This window comes from Sinorhizobium alkalisoli, from assembly GCF_008932245.1.
GTDB lineage: Bacteria > Pseudomonadota > Alphaproteobacteria > Rhizobiales > Rhizobiaceae > Sinorhizobium > Sinorhizobium alkalisoli.
In genome coordinates this window covers 1,252,428-1,270,505 of sequence record NZ_CP034909.1, presented here as the reverse complement: position 1 = coordinate 1,270,505, position 18,078 = coordinate 1,252,428, and the positions used below count along the sequence as shown (strand labels likewise).

The 18,078-nt window shown below is 62.2% G+C and carries 11 protein-coding genes; 2 read left to right on the top strand and 9 right to left on the bottom strand.

The window, feature by feature from the left end:
* Positions 1-76: 76 nt before the first annotated feature.
* The 3 genes from EKH55_RS06275 to EKH55_RS06265 form a co-directional block, all read right to left on the bottom strand.
* Positions 77-3,055 (bottom strand): SPOR domain-containing protein, encoded by a 2,979-nt coding sequence (locus EKH55_RS06275; protein WP_151611176.1) that lies wholly within the window; start codon positions 3,053-3,055, stop codon positions 77-79.
* A 63-nt stretch (positions 3,056-3,118) separates the two neighbouring features.
* Positions 3,119-4,879, bottom strand: coding sequence for an arginine--tRNA ligase (gene argS, locus EKH55_RS06270; RefSeq protein WP_069457796.1), 1,761 nt, complete (start codon positions 4,877-4,879; stop codon positions 3,119-3,121).
* Between the two features lie 137 nt (positions 4,880-5,016).
* Complete coding sequence (locus EKH55_RS06265; RefSeq protein WP_069457797.1) at positions 5,017-6,234, bottom strand: deoxyguanosinetriphosphate triphosphohydrolase; 1,218 nt, start codon at positions 6,232-6,234, stop codon at positions 5,017-5,019.
* 289 nt (positions 6,235-6,523) lie between these two features.
* On the opposite strand from EKH55_RS06265, the gene erpA reads away from it, so the two are divergent.
* On the top strand, positions 6,524-6,853 hold the full coding sequence (gene erpA, locus EKH55_RS06260) for an iron-sulfur cluster insertion protein ErpA (RefSeq protein WP_069457798.1): 330 nt from the start codon (positions 6,524-6,526) through the stop codon (positions 6,851-6,853).
* Positions 6,854-6,895: 42 nt separating this feature from the next.
* On the opposite strand, the gene EKH55_RS06255 is transcribed toward erpA, so the two are convergent.
* Positions 6,896-8,359 (bottom strand): phospholipase D-like domain-containing protein, encoded by a 1,464-nt coding sequence (locus EKH55_RS06255; RefSeq protein ID WP_069457799.1) that lies wholly within the window; start codon positions 8,357-8,359, stop codon positions 6,896-6,898.
* 200 nt (positions 8,360-8,559) lie between these two features.
* Here EKH55_RS06255 and xth point away from each other — a divergent pair, with 200 nt between their 5' ends.
* Positions 8,560-9,351 carry an exodeoxyribonuclease III gene (xth, locus tag EKH55_RS06250; protein WP_069457800.1) on the top strand — a complete coding sequence of 264 codons (792 nt, stop codon included), beginning with the start codon at positions 8,560-8,562 and terminating at the stop codon, positions 9,349-9,351.
* Positions 9,352-9,367: 16 nt separating this feature from the next.
* On the opposite strand, the gene exoR is transcribed toward xth, so the two are convergent.
* The 5 genes from exoR to tolC all read right to left on the bottom strand — a co-directional run bounded on the left by exoR (position 9,368) and on the right by tolC (position 17,884).
* Positions 9,368-10,171 (bottom strand): exopolysaccharide production regulator ExoR, encoded by an 804-nt coding sequence (exoR, locus tag EKH55_RS06245; RefSeq protein WP_069457801.1) that lies wholly within the window; start codon positions 10,169-10,171, stop codon positions 9,368-9,370.
* Positions 10,172-10,618: 447 nt separating this feature from the next.
* Positions 10,619-11,899, bottom strand: a complete 1,281-nt coding sequence (locus EKH55_RS06240; RefSeq protein ID WP_151611952.1) for an outer membrane protein transport protein — start codon at positions 11,897-11,899, stop codon at positions 10,619-10,621.
* Positions 11,900-12,438: 539 nt separating this feature from the next.
* Positions 12,439-15,282 carry a valine--tRNA ligase gene (locus EKH55_RS06235; RefSeq protein WP_069457803.1) on the bottom strand — a complete coding sequence of 948 codons (2,844 nt, stop codon included), beginning with the start codon at positions 15,280-15,282 and terminating at the stop codon, positions 12,439-12,441.
* 185 nt (positions 15,283-15,467) lie between these two features.
* A complete protein-coding gene (locus EKH55_RS06230) occupies positions 15,468-16,271 on the bottom strand; it encodes a PopZ family protein (protein ID WP_151611175.1) in 804 nt (267 codons plus the stop codon).
* A gap of 248 nt (positions 16,272-16,519) precedes the next feature.
* A complete protein-coding gene (gene tolC / locus EKH55_RS06225; protein WP_069457805.1) occupies positions 16,520-17,884 on the bottom strand; it encodes an outer membrane channel protein TolC in 1,365 nt (454 codons plus the stop codon).
* Positions 17,885-18,078: the final 194 nt, after the last annotated feature.

Here is an 18,078-nt window from a genome sequence, read left to right as displayed (position 1 = left end):
TCATGCACAGCTTCGCTGAAAAAGAACGGGCGCGGCATGGCTGCCGCGCCATTCGAGCAAACGATCGCGCTGCCGGCTATTTGGTCACGAGGCAGCTTCCACCGGCGCTTTTGTAGCGAGCGCAGAGCGCGTTTGCTTCTTCCCGCGTGCCGGCCGGTATGCGGACGCGAAAGTAAGTGCCCTTCCCGGCAATCTCGGCCTTGCGAATGTCGACGCCGCGACCGCCGATGACATCCGCGAACTTCCGCGAGAGATTGTTGTAGCTTTTCTGTGCATCGGCCTCGGAGGGAAGCGACGCGATCTGGACGACATAGCTGCCGGGCGGCACGGTGGCTGTGGCAAGCGCTGCGGAAGGATCGGCGGCCGCCGTTTCCGTCGCCGCCTGGGTTTCCGCCGCTTTGTTCTCCGCAGGCTTTGCCGGAGCTTCCGGCCGTGCCTGCGGCACCGCCGGGGCTTCGCTTGCGATGGTCGTCGTCTTGACGCTCCGAACCGGAGTAAGCTCGTCCGTGGACGCCTGAGTTGGCGTCGCGAGCGCGACATTTTCGCTGCCAGCCGACTGCCTGGCCCCCTTGATCTCGGTTTCCGCCACGGCAACCGCGGCCTGGCCCTCAGTACCCGAAGCACCCGCCTCGGCCGAAGCGGTCGCCGGAAGAGGTGTAGCGACAGCCGCGGCCCTGCTCTCCGGCTCGACCGACTGCTCCTCGCGCGGCACCAGGGTGCCGTCCGGCTTGACGATCATGGTGCGGACCTTCCGCGGCATGACGGCCGGCGCCCTCTCTTCCTCGGCTGCCGGATCGGCTGCGGAATCACCCGGCAGCAACCGCGCGTTTTCTTCGCCTTCCGAAGAGGAGACGCCCGGCAAGGAATCATCAAAATCATTGCCTTCGAGCGGCAGCGTCTCCGGCGTCAGCGTCTTTTGCACCACGTCCACCGGTTCCTCGGTCGTGGACACCAGCGCATCCTGCCGCGGTGTATCGCTCCGCGCGCCGGCCACACGGTCGTAGACGGCCTTGTCCTGATTGGGCACGGTCTTGCCGCCCTTCTCCTCGGGGACGATCTTCACCGGATCCTTGTCCGCAAGAATGATCTTCGGACCGTCGCCGGTGAGCGTAGCGCTGCTGCCACCCATCCAGGCATAGACGCCGGCGCCGCCGAGAATGATGAAGCCGGCCACGCTTGCCGCCAACAGCATGCTGCGCTGCGAACGGCGGCCATAGCCCTCTTCGCCGGCGTAGTCGTCACCGCCGCGCGGCAGCGCCGCCAACCGGTCGACATCCTGCGCTTCGCCGCGCCGCTCTTCCATCGAACGCCGGAAATCCTCCTCCATCGCCTTTTCGAATTCGTCGAAATCGTTGATGGAAGCAAGCGACACCGCACTATCGCCTGCCGGATCAGCATGCGAGGCCGGTCCCGCAGCGGAGGGACCGCCCTTGGTGGCACGTGGCGGATTGCCGAAGAGTTGCGCCATCTCTGCATCAATGTCGAGATCGTAGTCGGCTGCGAAGGAAGCGGGCTTTTCTTCCACCTCGACATGCGGCAGTTGCGGCACATCCAACTCGGCGATCGGTGCCACCCCGGTATCGGTCTCCGCAATCATGGCCGGGTCGAAAGGCAGCGGGTTATCGGCCGACACGCTCTCGACACCGGCAGTCTCGCCAGGCAGTTCCTGGCTATCAGTCTCCGGCACGGCTTGCGTCGCCAGCGCCTGAAGGAAAGGTTGTGCGATCGGCTCGACCAGCGCCGGGTGCGCGACGGGTGGGGCCTCCGCCACGGTCGCGGGCGCGACCTCTTCGCCGCTGTCCCCGGCGCCCATGGCCTCCTCGCCCCTGTCGAGTGCGATATCGGCCAATTGGAGCTCGAAATCTTCGATGTCGATGCTCGGCTCCGGCTCCGCCTCGACCGGTTCGCTGCGCACCAGTTCATCGGATACGGCCGGCGCGGTTTGCGGCAGTAGAACCGATTCAACCGGAGGCTTGGCGACAACGGGCGCGAGCGGCGCGGCGAAGGCGCGCTGCTCGGAGACGCCGGCTGCCGACGCGACAGGGGTTGCGCGACTGAACATGGGCGTGAAGGGATAGCTGCTCTTCCTTGCGACCGGCTCGGCAGCAGGCAGGACGGGCGGCTGCCCGACGTCCTGGGCCTCAACGTCCGCCGGAACGGCGAAAGGCGCAGCATCGTCCGACAGTCGATCGACGTGCTCGGAGGCATCGGGTTCGGAGACGGCGTCCTCAAGCTGTCCGACGACAGCCGTGGCGCTTCCACCAACATCCTCGTGCTGCCCGGCGATACCATCCGCCATATCGACATACACGGCTTCCGCATAGACAGGCTCTGACAATTCCCCGTGCGCGGGGACTTGGCCGGCTGCGTTCAGTCTTGACGCAAGCGGCTCCTCCCAATCAGCGAAGACTGGAGTGTCTTCCGCTTCGAATGGCGAGGTCAATTGCGCCGCGTCTTCGCTCGGCGCCGGCGCCGGTTCGGGCGCCAGGGCGGGCGCTAGGTCGTCTTGGCCGAGCGAAAGCTCGAGCTCGCGCTCAAGGTCGAACGAAGCATCGATGTCTATCGCCGGGCTTTCATCCTGCGGCTCGACGGGGGCCGCTTCCGCATCGACGGACGCTTCAACGGCCGGCTCAACCGAAGCGACTTCCTCGGATGCCGGACGCAGCGAAACCACTTCGCTGGAATCCTGATCGGGGGCGGGCACGTGCGAACCGGAATGCAGTTCGACCGGGGGTGCAGCATCGACCTCATCGGCCGGCCCGGAGACTGGCTCCGCGGCGGCCTGGGCTACCGGATGCTCGACGAGACGACTGTCCGGATGAACCGCCTCGGCGCGCGGAGCATCATAACTGTCGAAGGCACGAAGCAGCTCTTCTTCGAGATCGAAGGCCGGATCGCGCCGGATCGACTCCTGATGGCGCTGAAGTTCCTGCAATTGCTGAACGGCTGGCCGAGCATCGTAACCGACAATGCGGGCAAGTTCGCTCAACGGATCGTCATCGGCTAAGGTATCGAACTCCGCCGGCCCGCTTCGTGCGAATTGTTTGTCTGCCATTCTCTCCACTCACAACTGCTTGCGTTGAATTGCCAGCGTATTGTGGGGAATTGGTGACACGACCTACCGCATCTCTTCCGGCGCCGAGGTGCCCGTTATGGACAAACCCGACCTCAATACCGAGGCGACAGCATGCACCAGTCCGAGTCTGGCAATGCTTAATTCTCTGTTCCTATCGTTAACAAAACGTAATTCCGTATTTTCCTTACCTTTGTTCCAGAGTCCATGGAAGGCTGCGGAAAGATCATACAGGTAAAAAGCGATCCTGTGCGGCTCTTGTGAAAGTGCCGCCGCCTCGATGACACGCGGATATTCTGCGAGCTTGGCGACTAGCTGCATTTCCGCGGGATCGACGATCGCGCCCATCACCGCACCGGCAAGATCGATCGAGGACAGGTCAAGATCAGGGAAAGCTTCGTGAGCCTGGCGCAACACCGAGCAGCAGCGGGCGTGCGCATATTGCACGTAGAAGACCGGATTGTCCTTCGACTGTTCGGTAACCTTGGCGAAATCGAAGTCGAGCGGCTCGGAACTCTTCCGGTAGAGCATCATGAAGCGGACCGGATCGCGGCCGACTTCATCGACCACGTCGCGAAGCGTTACGAAATCGCCCGAACGCTTGGACATTTTCACCGGCTCGCCACCGCGATAAAGCTTGACGAGCTGGCAGAGCAGAACCGTCAGCTTTGCCTCTCCGTCCGAGATCGCCCGCGCCAGCGCCTCCAGCCGCTTGACATAGCCGCCATGGTCGGCGCCGAGCACATAGATCATCTCGTGGAAGCCGCGATCGAACTTGTCCTTGAAATAAGCAACGTCTGCCGCGAAGTAAGTATAGGTGCCGTCGGACTTGATGAGCGGCCGATCGAGGTCGTCCCCGACCTCCGTCGAGCGGAAAAGTGTCTGCTCGCGGTCTTCCCAATCCTCCGGCAACTGGCCCTTCGGCGGCGGCAACGTGCCTTTGTAGACATGTCCCTTGAAGGTGAGGTCGTTGATGGCGGTGCGAATGCGCGCCGCCCCATTGTCGTGCAAGGCCCGCTCGGAAAAGAAGACGTCATGATTGACGTTGAGCGCCGAGAGGTCCTCGCGGATCATTGCCATCATCGCATCGATCACACGCTCCTTGACGAGCGGCATCCATTTCTCGTCGGGCATGATCCGCAGGCTCGTGCCGAATTCATCGGCAAGCGCCTCGCCGACCGGGATGAGATAGTCGCCGGGATAGAGCCCTGGGGGAACCTCGCCCACATCCTCCCCAAGGGCCTGACGGTAACGCAGGAACGCCGAGCGGGCGAGCACGTCGATCTGCGAGCCGGCATCGTTGATGTAGTATTCCTTGGTGACGTCATAGCCCGCAAAGGCAAGAAGATTGGCAAGCGCATCGCCGACCACGGCGCCGCGGCAATGGCCGACATGCATCGGCCCCGTTGGATTGGCGGAGACATATTCCACATTCACCTTGCGTCCGGCGCCGACGGTGCTGCGGCCGTAATCCGTGCCGATCCTGATCATCGTGGCAAGCAGCTTCTGCCAATAGGAGACCGAGAGGCGGACATTGATGAACCCCGGGCCGGCGACCGACACCTCCGCCACTTCCGGATCCTGGCGCAACTTGTCGATGATGAGATCGGCAAGGGCGCGCGGATTCGTGCCCAGCGCCTTTGCAAGGACCATCGCCGCATTCGTCGCCACGTCGCCATGGCCCGCGTCGCGCGGCGGCTCGATACTGATGCGCCCGAAGTCGAGATCAGATCGTTTTTCACGAACGATATCAAGCGATTCCAGAATATTCTTAATTCTTGATTCGAAGTCTGTGAAAAGATTCATCTGATCCGCCCGCTATTCCCAGCCCAACTGGACAGTGCTCCAGTTCCTTGCGCCTGACGAGACGCATGGCGCTGTAGCGCAAATTCAAAAGGAGGCCGGGTTCGTGGGGAACCTCGAGCCTCCGCGCGGGGGCGTCACTACCGCAAATCGGGCGTATGGTCAAACAAACGCCTGTGCACGCTGATGGCGAAAGTATCGGTCATACCCGCGAGGTAATCCCCCACGTGGCGCGCGCGGGCCGGCTCCGCCATCCCGGCGATCTGATCGACCCAGTGGTGCTCCCGCATCAATTGCGGATCGGCCATGAAAGCATGAAAGAGATCGGTCACAATCGACGCCGCCCCCTGCCGCACGCGCATGACCTCCGGATGCCGATAGATCCTGGTCATCAGCAGGTTCTTGATCTGCCGATCGGTCTCGCTCATCTCCTCGGAAAAGGTCGCGATCGCCATGCCGGCCCTTCGCACCTCTTCCACGCTCCGGGGCCGGATATCGCGCAGGCGGGCCTGCGCGACGCCGATGACGTCCTCGACCATCGCGGTGATCTGCCGACGCATGATCTCATGTGTAAAGCGACTCGTCTCCAGGCCGGGATAGCGGTCGTCAACCTCACGCATGAGGCGTGCGAGGAACGGAACCTCCTCGAGCATGCCGAGAGTGAGATAGCCTGCCCGCAGACCATCGTCGATATCGTGAGTGTTGTAGGCGATGTCGTCGGAGATGGCCGCTACCTGCGCCTCGAGGCTCGCAAAGCTTGCAAGCTCGAGATCATGAAGCTGGCAATAGTCGAGGATCGGCTGCGGCACCGGACCGCGGGTCCCCTTGCCGTCGGCCGTCATCAGCGGCCCGTTGTGCTTGACCAGCCCTTCGAGGCTCTCCCAGGTGAGGTTCAGGCCATCGAACTCCGCATAACGCCGCTCCAGCTTAGTGACGATGCGCAGCGACTGGGCATTGTGGTCGAAGCCGCCATAAGGCTCCAGGACCTCGTGCAATGCGTCCTCACCGGTATGGCCGAATGGGGTGTGGCCGAAATCGTGGACAAGGGCTACGCCCTCGGCGAGGTCTTCATCGAGTTTCAGCGCCCTTGCGAGCGCGCGAGCGATCTGGGCAACCTCGATCGTGTGCGTGAGCCGCGTGCGATAATGGTCGCCGTCGGCCGCGATGAAGACCTGCGTCTTGTGCTTCAGGCGGCGAAAGGCAGTGGTATGCACGATGCGGTCGCGGTCGCGCTGGAAATCGGATCGCGTCGGACTGGCGGCCTCCGGATAGAGCCGGCCGCGTGAAGCCCATGGGTCCGTGGCGAAGGCCGCATGCTCGCCGTAGCCGAAGCCGAGGGCCTGTCTGTCAAAAGTCATTTCACACCTGTCGGGTCATCCATTGACGGGACATTCACGCCTTCATACCTATAGTATGTGCTACAAGAAAGCCGTGCACATCCCGCCGGAATGCTTGCGGCGGAACGACGTCTGATGGACAAACCGCCAGTCGCTCGCTCTTTTCGGTGTAGCGCAACCCGCATGTCCCTTCCGCCAGAGACATGCAGACATTCAGGACGAGAGCGGCGTTTCTGCGCCATGCAGACGCACGGTGCTTTCGGATGACAACGATTCTCTCCGGGCCTTGATCCCGGCAGGAGGCAGAAACATGCAGGACACAGTGATCCTTTCGGATGCAGCAGCAAAGCGCATTGCCGCCATTCTCCAGGCGGAAAAGGACAAGACTGCCATGCGGGTCTCCGTCGAAGGAGGCGGCTGTTCCGGCTTCTCCTACAAATTCGACCTTGTCGACAAGGAAAACGAAGACGACCTGGTCCTCGAAAAGGACAACGCCAAGGTCCTGATCGACAGCCTTTCGCTCGTCTATATGGGCGGTTCCGAAATTGATTTCGTCGACAACCTGCTCGGCCAGTCGTTCCAGATCAAGAATCCGAACGCGGTCGCAAGCTGCGGCTGCGGCACGAGCTTTTCGGTCTGAAGAGACCCGCGGGCTCACGTTGAAAAAAAGAGCCCATGCGGGCTACAGATAGGGTGACCCGAGCCAGAGAATCCGATTCGCCAGCCGGTTCAGGAGCGGCTGCGCATCCAGACTCTCGAGGGTCACCTCTTCCGCATTCGTCCGGAGGGCGCAGATTTTCTCGCCGATGGCCCGCGCCATGGCGTCATCGAGAATTTCCAGATCAAATTCGAAGTTGAGCCGTAGCGAGCGGGGGTCCAGGTTGGACGAGCCGACATAGACCCAATGGTCGTCGACAACGATCAGCTTGGAGTGATTGAAGGCACCCTTTGCTCGCCACACGCGGCAATGCCCCTTCAGAACCTGATCGAACTGCGCCGTCATGGCTCGATCCACCAAAGTGAGGTTGTTGACTGCCGGCACGACGATATCGACCTCGACTCCCCTACGCGCAGCGGTCACCAGCGCGCTGATGAGTTCCTTGTCCGGCAGGAAATAGGGAGACATCACGCGAATGTGCTTCCGCGCGATCGAAAAGGCCCCCATCAACATCTTGTGGTTGGTCTCGTTGGTGTTGTCGGGGCCTGAGGGAACGGCGCGCATCAGGACGGACGGCATACCCTCCATTTCCTCCGGTTCGACGACCCGCCATGCGTCGCCCGCAAGAATCTCGCCCCTCGCGAACTGCCAGTCCTCGGCGGCAACCTGGAAGATATCGGCGACGACCGGCCCCGCAACCTGGAAATGGGTATCGAAGGAGGCCTCTCCGCCCGCGACCTCCGTCGAAAATTCCGCCCTTATGTTCATGCCTCCGGCGAAAGCCACCTCGCCATCTATGACGATGATCTTGCGATGGGTCCGCAAATTGGCATAGGGCAGCCTCAGGCCCATGATGATGTTGCCGTTGAACACGGCCGTGGGGACGCCGGCTTCCTGCAGATACCCAACGATGCTCGGAACGGAGTAGCGCGCGCCGACGGCATCGATCAGCACGCGCACCTCGACCCCGCGCTTTGCCGCGGCAATCAGGGCATCGGCGAAGCGAAGTCCGATCCGATCGCGATCGAAGATATAGCTCTCAATCAAAATGCTCCGGCGCGCCGCGGCGATCGCCTCCAGCATCGCCGCATATACGTCGTCGCCGCCTTCCAGCACCGTGATGCGATTGCCCGTCGACATCGCAAATCGCGAAACGCGGTCCCCCAATATCTTCATCGCCGCGAACCGATGGCCGAAGCGGACCGCCACGTGATCGTTCGTGACATCGAAACGCAGGAATGGATCGGGACCGTTCAAGCGCAACAGGGAGCGTTGCAGGCTCAGCGACGAACGGCGAATGCGATTGATGCCCGCCACCGCATATATGACGGCGCCAAGTATGGGAGACAGGAGAATCACGCCCACCCAGCCCGCGGCGGCACGCACATCGTCCTTCGTCATCGCCGCGTGGATGATCGCCGGCGCACCCAGGGCGAAGGACAGGAGTGCGAGAAATTGCGGCCAGTAATCTTGGATGAATGCGATCATGCGCGGGACTATAGACAGACCGGGACCGGAATCAATTCCGCCACCCAAGGCTGCAGCAGTGATCGAGTCGGACGCAGGTTCATGCTGGAGCTCCAGTTTGCTGCGCCATGCTTCAGCCCTGATTGGACGCGCGGCGCGCCAGCCGCTACAAAGAATCGCGGTAAGGATCACCGGAGAGAAAGAAAGGCAGACCCCATCCCATGAAGATCGCCACCTGGAACATCAACGGCGTCAAGGCACGTGTCGACAGCCTGATCGCCTGGCTCAAGGCGTCCAATCCGGACATCGCGTGCCTGCAGGAGATCAAGTCGGTTGATGAGGCCTTTCCCCGCGGCGAGATCGAGGCGCTCGGCTATCACGTGGAAACGCATGGTCAGAAGGGATTCAACGGGGTTGCCCTGCTGGCGAAACAACGGCCGGACGAAGTCAACCGCGGTCTGCCGGGCGACGACACCGACGAACAGTCGCGGTTCATCGAAGGCGTCTTTTCCGTCAAGGGAGGCGCGATCCGCGTCTGCTGCCTTTACCTGCCGAACGGCAATCCGGTGGGGACTGAAAAATACGCCTACAAGCTCCAGTGGATGCAGCGTCTTGCGGCGTTTGCCGAACGGCGCCTTGCGCTCGAGGAACCGGTGATTCTCGCGGGCGACTACAATGTCATTCCCGAGCCCCATGATTGCTGGGACGTGAAGGTCTGGCAGAACGATGCCCTTTTCCTGCCGGAAACCCGGGCGGCTTTCCGACGCCTGCGCAATCTCGGCTTTATCGACGCGGTGCGCGCGACCTCGGACGAGGTGCCGCTCTATTCCTTCTGGGACTACCAGGCGGGGTGCTGGCAAAAGAATTTCGGAATTCGGATCGACCACCTGATGCTCTCGCCGGAGGCGGCCGACAAGCTCGTATCGACATCGATCGAGAAGCACGTCCGCGCCTGGGAAAAGCCGTCGGACCACGTTCCCGTCGCCGCCGAGTTCACGTTCGAAGCCGCGTGAAATCGAAGCTCGAGGGTCAGTCGTCCTGCCCGAGGTGCAAGTTCTGCGCCATCGCAATCGCCACGCGGCGGTCGTCCTCGGATGCCAGGGAAAAGGCCTGCTCCTGCATGGTCTGGAGCCAGGGCCTGTCCTTCGGCGAACACTGGTCGAGTGCGGCGGTCATATAGGCGAGACCCCGAATGCTCTGTCCTTCGTCGAAAAGGACGCTGCCGAAGACACCCATGGCGCCGGCATGGCCGTTCTTGCGCGCCCGGTTCAGCCACTTCTTGGCCTGTTGGACGTTGACGCTGCCGCCCTCGCCGGAAAGCAGCATCCGCGCCAACTGGAACTGCGCCTCGGCAACGCCGAAGGCGGAGGCTGCCTGGAAATAAAGTTGCCGCGCCCGCGACAGGTCCGCATGCACAGGGGTATCGGGAATGCCGCGCCGGTAATAGCCGGCGAGCGAGATCAGCGCATTGACGAAATAGCCGGTGTCTTCCGACCCCGGCTCCACCCCCTGCTGGGCGATTTCGCTGTAGATCTTGAATGCTTCGAGATCGTTTTCGGCGACGCCGTCGCCATAGGCATACATATTGGCGAGTGCCCAGCGGGAGCCCGTGTGCCCCTTTTCGGCGGCGTAACGATAGGCCTCGACCGCCTCGTCCTTTCGGCCGTTCTTGTAGGCCGAGAAGCCGAACTTGAAGAGCGCAAACGGCCCGGACTCTTTGGTCACGCCGGCGCCCGGATCGAAGGCCCTCGCCGGCCCCGCGGCAGCCGCGCCGACCGCCAGCGACATGCCGAGCACCGCGACCTTCAACGACTTGAATTCACTCCCGCACATCACAATCAGCTTCTTTCGTTCCACGCGTCTACGCTGAACCCACCACCGCTGCGAACACCGGCATTGAGCCGGAGCGCCGTCATCGGAACCTTGAGCGCGGCCACTCGCGACAGCCCGGCCGGCGGGCGGCAAACATCCGCCTCCCCGCGGCCGACATTACGCCGACTGCGCTCCAGACGCGAATTGCCAGGGAATGTCACGACAGCACACAAACTCAGTTTACCTTTAACGCAAGCACAGCACTCGGTTCCGCACGTTTGTCGCTACCATGGGTGCTCTCATTTTGTGGCGGGAAATGGACATAATGTCCCCTGACCGATACTAGCAAAATCATAGCCATAAATGTGTTGCTGAATCGTCACATTCGAAAGCGCTCATAAGCGAAGCGCGCGACCCATAGCAAAAGGCCCGGCAATGACCGGGCCTCGGACGTCTTGACGGAAGAGATCAGAACCTGACTTTCAGCGATGTCGAGATGGCGCCGACGAAATCATTGTCGAAGTCGTAGGAGACGTCGTCGCCGATCACCTCGCCCTGGTAGGTGACGGCCCCGGAGCTACCGCTGGTCATTATGCCGGCGACGCCCGCCAGACGAATTTCCACGTTGGCGGTCGGCGTATAGGAGACGCCGGTGCCGACCGTCCAGGTGTCCGTCTGCGCGCCATAGCCGTGGCTCGTACCGCGGTCCCAGGTCAGACTGACTGCACCGCTCCATTGGTCATTGAACTTGTGACCAATGCCGCCGGTGATGGTCCAACCGTCGCGGTAGAGGAAGTTCAAGCTCGTCCCGAAACGGCCCAGTGCGGCCTCGTCGGGTTCAAACTCGAGGACCTGCAACTGGCTCCAGTCGGTCCACTTCACGGATCCGAAAGCCAACCATCCCGGCGCGATGCCACTTTGGACCTTGAGCTCCAGGGAGTCCGGCATCGATGCAGATCCGTGAACGCCGTACTTCGTGCCATTCAATATGCCGATCCCCGGCACGAAGAATGCGACCTGCGTGAGGTCGATTGTTCCACGAAGATGATCGAGGTCGACTGCGCTGTTATAGACTAGGCTCGCACGCAAGGCGTATTCGGGGATTTCGTAGGCAACACCTGCTCGCCAGCCCCAGCCGCTATCCTCAAGGTCGATCCGTCCTACACCGGAGAGACTTGAAAATGGCGGTGGAAATCCTGTGAAGTCCTGGACAAGGCGCTCCTTAAAGCCGCCGACCTCCTGGTAGAAAACACCGCCAATGACGCGCATCTGACCGGGGCCAAGATCCCACTTGTAGGAGCATGTGGCAGCGTAGTTGTCGCTTTCGACCTTGGTTTCAATATTGGAGTTGGCGCCGGCCCAGTTCTCGCCCGGATTGAGGTGAGCACCCCACGGCTGCGAGTAGTCCGCCATACAGTCGACACTGTCCCCCAAGGCAGCCTTGAAACCGATGCGGGGCGCCCAATAGCTATCCGTGTCATCGACACTGTTCGGGCGACCGTTCAAGTTGCCGCCACCAAATGTCTCTGCAACCGCATTAGAGTCCGCAGTGTCCGTGTCCACGACGTTCTTGAGTTCGCGCTGCGGATTGACATAGGTCGCGGTCGCCTCGGCCGCGTAATCCGACGGATCGAAGAGCAGATCGATATTATAGCCGCCGCGCTCAAGACCCCCGGCCTGTGCCGCCGACGCAGCAAGCAATCCGGCTACCGCCGCGAGACCAGCACTTTTCAATCCATTTCGAGCCATACAGCTCCTCCCCTGCAATTTCACGTAAGCGACCATTCCCCATGCCGCCGTGGCGGGATATTCCTCACGATCGCGTGAAATGGCAAACACTGCTTCGGCGCTGTACCCGACCAGATCGGCCACCGAATTTACGTAAGAATTTCACGATTCGGTCATACTCAAAGAAAACAGGAACAGGATTCCAACAGCAAGGGAGACAGCCCCAACTTCAGAAATGAAATTCCATTAAATCAGCAAAGTGTGACGCAGCAACAACAATATTGCTTTTTGCGGGCCTGTTCCGAGTATCACCCAAGGAAGACGGTCGACAAAACCAATGAGTGTCGTTGCAAGTCCAGGTCGCCCGCAGCGCTCGTTCGGCTCGAAGTCGTATCGAACGACAAAGTTTCCGCGGCATTGCTGCCGCGGATCGTGTCTGCAACTCCGCGGGTCTTTTCAGACGCGCAAGGGTCGCTGCAGCGCTTTGAAGCGGTGCATCGAGCTCTCCGAAAATCGGTTCCGATATTCGGGCCAATGCGCCGAAGTCCGGGAAGGACGAACTACCCCGCTTCCGATACGCGGCTCAGGGCGACACCGAGCGAGTCCCTCTGCTGGTCGAGTTCCGCCAGCCGCTCCCGCTCGGCCTCGACCAGTTCAGGCTTCGCATTGGCGACGAACTTCTCGTTGGCGAGCTTGCCCAAAATCCTTTGCCGTTCGACATCGACCTTGGCGATCGCCTTTTCGAGGCGCGTTTTCTCGGCTGAGAGATCGATCAGGCTGCCGAGCGGAAGGCAGGCAGTCGCCTCACCGACGACGATCTGGGCGCTGCCCCGCGGCGCGGCCGCCGCGTGCTCGATCGTCTCCACTCGCGCCAGCCGCTTGATCGCCGAGGCATGCCGGTCGAGGCGCTCGCCGGTCAGACCCTTGGCGCCGACGATCACAAGCGGTGCCAGTGCCGCGGGCGGAACATTCATCTCCGCACGGACAGAGCGGATGCCCGAAACGAGGTCGATCAGCCAGTTGATTTCCTCCGCGGCAGCGTCATCCGCATAGAAGGCGGCCGGCCACTCGGCATGGCAGAGCAGCGTCGTGCGCTGGCGTCCGGGGGCTTCCGTCTTCTCCCAGAGCTCCTCAGTCATGAAAGGCATGAACGGGTGCAGGAGCTTGTAGGTTTCGTCGAGCACATAGGCGACGCAGGCCTGGGCTTCGCGCTTGGCGTCTTCATCGTCGCCATTGAAGACCGGCTTCAAGAGTTCGAGGTACCAATCGCAGAACTGGTTCCAGACGAAGCGGTAGAGGCTTCCGGCCGCCTCGTTGAAGCGGTAATTCTCGATCGCCTCGGTCACATCGCGGATCGTGCGCGAAAGCTCCGTCAGTATCCAGCGGTTGACGGTCAGCGAGGTCGCCTCGGGAATGAAGCCCGCGCTGCTCGTCGCGCCGTTCATCTCGGCGAAACGCGTCGCGTTCCAAAGCTTGGTGCCGAAATTGCGGTAGCCGGCGATGCGCGCCGGGTCGAGCTTCACGTCGCGGCCCTGCGCCGCCATGATCGCCAGCGTGAAGCGCAGCGCGTCGGCGCCGTACTCGTCGATCAGTTCCAGCGGGTCGATGACGTTGCCTTTCGACTTCGACATCTTCTGCCCGTTCTTGTCACGGACGAGTGCATGGACATAGACGGTGTGGAACGGTTCGATCGGTGTGCCGTCCGCGTCCTTCATGAAATGGAGGCCCATCATCATCATGCGGGCGACCCAAAAGAAGATGATGTCGAAACCCGTCACCAGTACATCGGTCTGGTAGTATCTTTCGAGTTCCGGCGTTTCCTGCGGCCAGCCGAGCGTTGAGAATGGCCAGAGGGCGGAGGAGAACCAGGTGTCGAGCACATCCTCGTCGCGCGTCAGAATCTCGCCCGGCTTGAAATTCTCCAGGAGGTCTTCGACATAGGCCTTCATCGGGCCTTCATGGGCGATGTAGTGCTGGATCGCCGCATGCAGCGCCTCTTCCTCGGTCCTTTCGACGAAGACCTGGCCGTCGGGGCCGTACCAGGCCGGTATCTGGTGACCCCACCAGAGCTGGCGCGAAATGCACCAGGGCTGGATGTTCTCCATCCATTCGAAATAGGTCTTTTCCCAGTTCTTCGGGACGAAGCTCGTCCGCCCCTCCCGGACCGCGGCAATCGCCGGCCTCGCCAGGGTCTTGGCGTCGACATACCATTGTTCCGTCAGCCGCGGCTCGATCGGCACGCCACCGCGGTCGCCGTGCGGCACCATGTGCTTGTGCGGCTCGATGTGATCGACGAGGCCGGCGGCCTCGAGGATTTCGACGATCAGCTTGCGCGCTTCGAACCGGTCCTTGCCCTCGAGTTGGTCCCAGGCGCCGTGGAGCGCCGCGGGATTGTCGAGGCCGTCCAGGAAATCCTCATTGTTCTTGATCGTGATGCGGCCGTCGGCCGTCAGGACGTTGACGAGCCGCAGCCTCTGACGCTTGCCGACGTCGAAGTCGTTGAAGTCGTGCGCCGGCGTCATCTTCACCGCGCCGGTCCCGGTGGTCGGATCCGGATACTCGTCGGCAACGATCGGAATGCGGCGGCCGACGATCGGCAGAATGACGTGTTTGCCGACGATTCCCTTATAGCGGACGTCCTCCGGATGCACCGCGACGCCGGTATCGCCGAGCATCGTTTCCGGACGTGTTGTCGCGACGACCAGATAGTCGCGCGTCTCCCACTCGGTGGCATTGCCATCCTCGTCGAAAGTAACCGGGTGCTGATAGGTTACGCCCTCCTCCAGCGGATAGCGCAAGTGCCAGAGATGGCCGTTGACTTCGACCTGCTCCACCTCGATGTCCGAAATCGCCGTCTGCAGCTTCGGATCCCAATTGACGAGACGCTTGTCGCGATAGATCAGCCCCTCCTTGTAGAGGCTGACGAAAACTTCGATCACGGCGTCCGACAGGCCCTCATCCATGGTGAAGCGCTCGCGCGACCAGTCGCAGGAGGCGCCGAGCCGCTTCAGCTGATTGAAGATCTGGCCACCGGACTCACCCTTCCATTCCCAGACTTTCTCGACGAAGGCCTCGCGGCCCATATCGCGGCGAGCCGGGAGCTGGCGCTGGGCGAGCTGGCGTTCGACGACCATCTGGGTCGCAATGCCGGCATGGTCCATGCCCGGCTGCCAGAGCACATCCTTGCCGCGCATGCGCTCGAAGCGCACCAGGACGTCCTGGAGCGTGTTGTTGAGGGCGTGCCCCATGTGCAGCGAACCGGTGACGTTGGGCGGCGGAATCACGATGCAGAAGGTTTCTGCACCGGGTTTTGCGCCCGCACCGGCACGAAACGCGTTTTCATCGTCCCACTTTTTGGCAATGCGAGGGTCGACGGCGGCGGAATCGTAGGTCTTGTCAAGCATTCTGTGGGGCCGATTTTCAAAGATTGATATCAGTGTTTTGTAAACCGGAAGGGCCGACGCAAGTCAACACAAACGGGAAAAAAGCCCGCAGGCGTGCCTCACCGGCGCGGTGTATCACTTACAGCGTCTTGGTGCGTTGTTCAGAACGCCGTAACGGGAGCCGCAGGGGCGCCCTCTTCCGACGGTCAGCGCCTGGGCCCCCGCGCTACGCGCTCGATTTCCTCGCGCACAAGCCTTTCGACCAGCGTCGGCAGATTGTCGTCCAGCCATTCCTGCAGCATCGGGCGCAGCATGGTTTCGGCGATCTCGTCGAACGAGCGTCTCGGCCCCTGCTCCACCGCATGCGCGAGATCGTCGAAAGCGCGCGCGACCTGCCGACCGACCGCCGGAGAAACGATGGCGCCGCTGGCCTTTTCGGCCTCGGAGTTCGAATCGGCAGTCGTCGATTGCTCGTTAACTTTGGCCGGGGAGGTCGCCTTTTCCGGTTCCGCCGCAGTATCCGGCAATGCAGCGGCAGGCGCGGCCGCTTCGACAGAGACGCTCGATGGGGTAACGGCGGACGAGGCGACCGCAGCCATCCGCGAAGTCAGCACAGGGCTGTCCTGTAGCTCGCGCGCTTCCGTCAGAGGCGGCTCTCGTCCGGCGTAGCTCGCCCCGTGGCGCTCGGACGCTGCTCTGACGCGCGCCGCGACGTCCGCGAGGGAAAGCGGCGACGGCGGCGTAGCGCCGTGGGTCCTGGCGGCAACCAGTTCCTCCTCCGGAACCGCCGGAGCTCGCCGCATCGATGCGATGTCTTCATCGGCCGACCGGAACACGGCGGCTTGCATTTCCGAATCGATTGCCAGTTCGATGTCGTCGTCGTCGCCGTCTTCGAAGCTCTGCGGATCAGAGGCGGCAATCGGCCCCGTCTCGTTGCTTTCGATGATCTTTCGGATGGATGCGAGAATCTCATCCATCGAAGGTTCTCGTGCGACGTTGAGCTGTGCCATTTCAATCCTCGTTTGCTCTGCGGTCGGACCCGGGTCGAAGCTCCGGAACCCGATTCCGCAAAAACCTTAGGTGAGTTCACGATCGAAACAAACGCCGCGAATCACGCTTGGAAATTGTTGCACAGATTTGTTTTTCTCGGCAGGCGCCGAATGCTTCAAAGGAAGGCACAACGCAGAAACGCCTCGCATTCCAACCGGATGCGAAGCGTTTCTACTCTCTTCAGCTTACCGACGGGCAGCGACTTGGCTTATCGTCCGTCGACGGTGCGCAGGCCGAACCACTTGTCCTTGACGGCCTCGTAGTGCTCCTCCGCGCGGTATTCCGCCACCTGAAGCCCCTGCGTCCTCACGGTCAGCCTGCCCATTGCCGCCAGCAGGGCATAGCTCGCCACGACGGCGTCGCGCTGAGCGACGGCAAGAGACTCCTGCGCATTCAGAACGTCCTGCTGCGCGTCGAGCACGTCGAGGGTCGTGCGCTGGCCGACCTTGCGTTCCTCGACGACGCCTTCGAGCGCCAGGTTGGCGGCGGAAATCTGCGACCGGCTGGCAGTGATGCGGGCGAGCGCCGATTCAAGCTGAGCATGGGCGGAGACGACGGTCTGCTGCACCGATGCACGCGCCGAATCGACGAGGATCCGCTGCTGGCCGAGGCGTTCCTTGGCCTGGCGGATCTGGCCGTATTCCGCGCCGCCCTGATAGATCGGCACTTCGAGCCGGGCCGTGATGCTCGCCGTGGTGTTGTCCGTGGAGACGTTGCCGGTGTTGCGGGTGACCGCGCCCTGGAGGACGACACCCGGCAACATGGTGCCTTCGGCCGACTTCACCTGAAAGCCGGCCGAATCGACGGCATATTGCGCAGCCAGGATCTGCGGGTTTTCCCTAAGGCCCGTGGCGACGGCCTGATCGAGCGACCTTGGCATGGCCTTGGTTGCCGGGCCGGGCTGCCTGATGCCCGTCGGAACCGCGCCGACGATCTGCACATAGACCGCTTCGCTCTGCTTCAGCTGCGCGACCGCCGCAACGAGCAGCGACTGGGCATTGGCGAGTTCCGCCTGCGCCTGGCTCACATCGGTACGGGTGCCTTCGCCCACATCGAGGCGCGCTTCGGCCGCGCTCAACTGCTCGCGAAGGAAGGCCAGGTTCTGGCGGCGTATGGAGACGATCTGCTGGTCGCGGGCGATGTTGGCGTAGGATTGTGCGGCCGCCAGAAGAATCTGGATTTCGTTGGCCTTCAGCGTCTCACGGCTCGAAAAAACCGTCGACTCTGCCGCCCTGACATTGTTCAGGGTCTGGAACCCGTCGAAAACGGTCTGGGTGATCGAGATGCCGATCTGCCCGCTATGAAGGTCGCGCGTGCCCGTCGCCTCGCTATCGACGCGCGACAGCGTCCCGGTCGCCGCGGCGGACACCTGCGGCCGATAGCCGGACTTTGCGATCGGAACCCCCTCGTCGGTTGCGCGCAGGCCGGCGCGCGCCGCGTTCAGATCCGGGTTGTTCGCGTAGGCCTTGGCCATTGCACCGAAGATCGACTCGGCGGACGCGGCGTGCGGCGCAAGCAACAGGCTGGTTGAAACAGCCGCCCACAAGGCTGTTTTGCGAACAAACGACACGATCTTACCTCCGATCAGCCGGGCGGCGTTGCCGCCCGCAAGTTAGTAGCAAGTCCCCACGGGTTGATTCGCTCAACCAGTAATGGCGCGCAAAGCCACGCACCGGCAGGCAAATCACCGCTTCTTTGCTCTATGAACCCCGGATTCGGCTTTGCGACAACTGTGCACCACCACTCGACCCGGGCATTTCAAAGAGA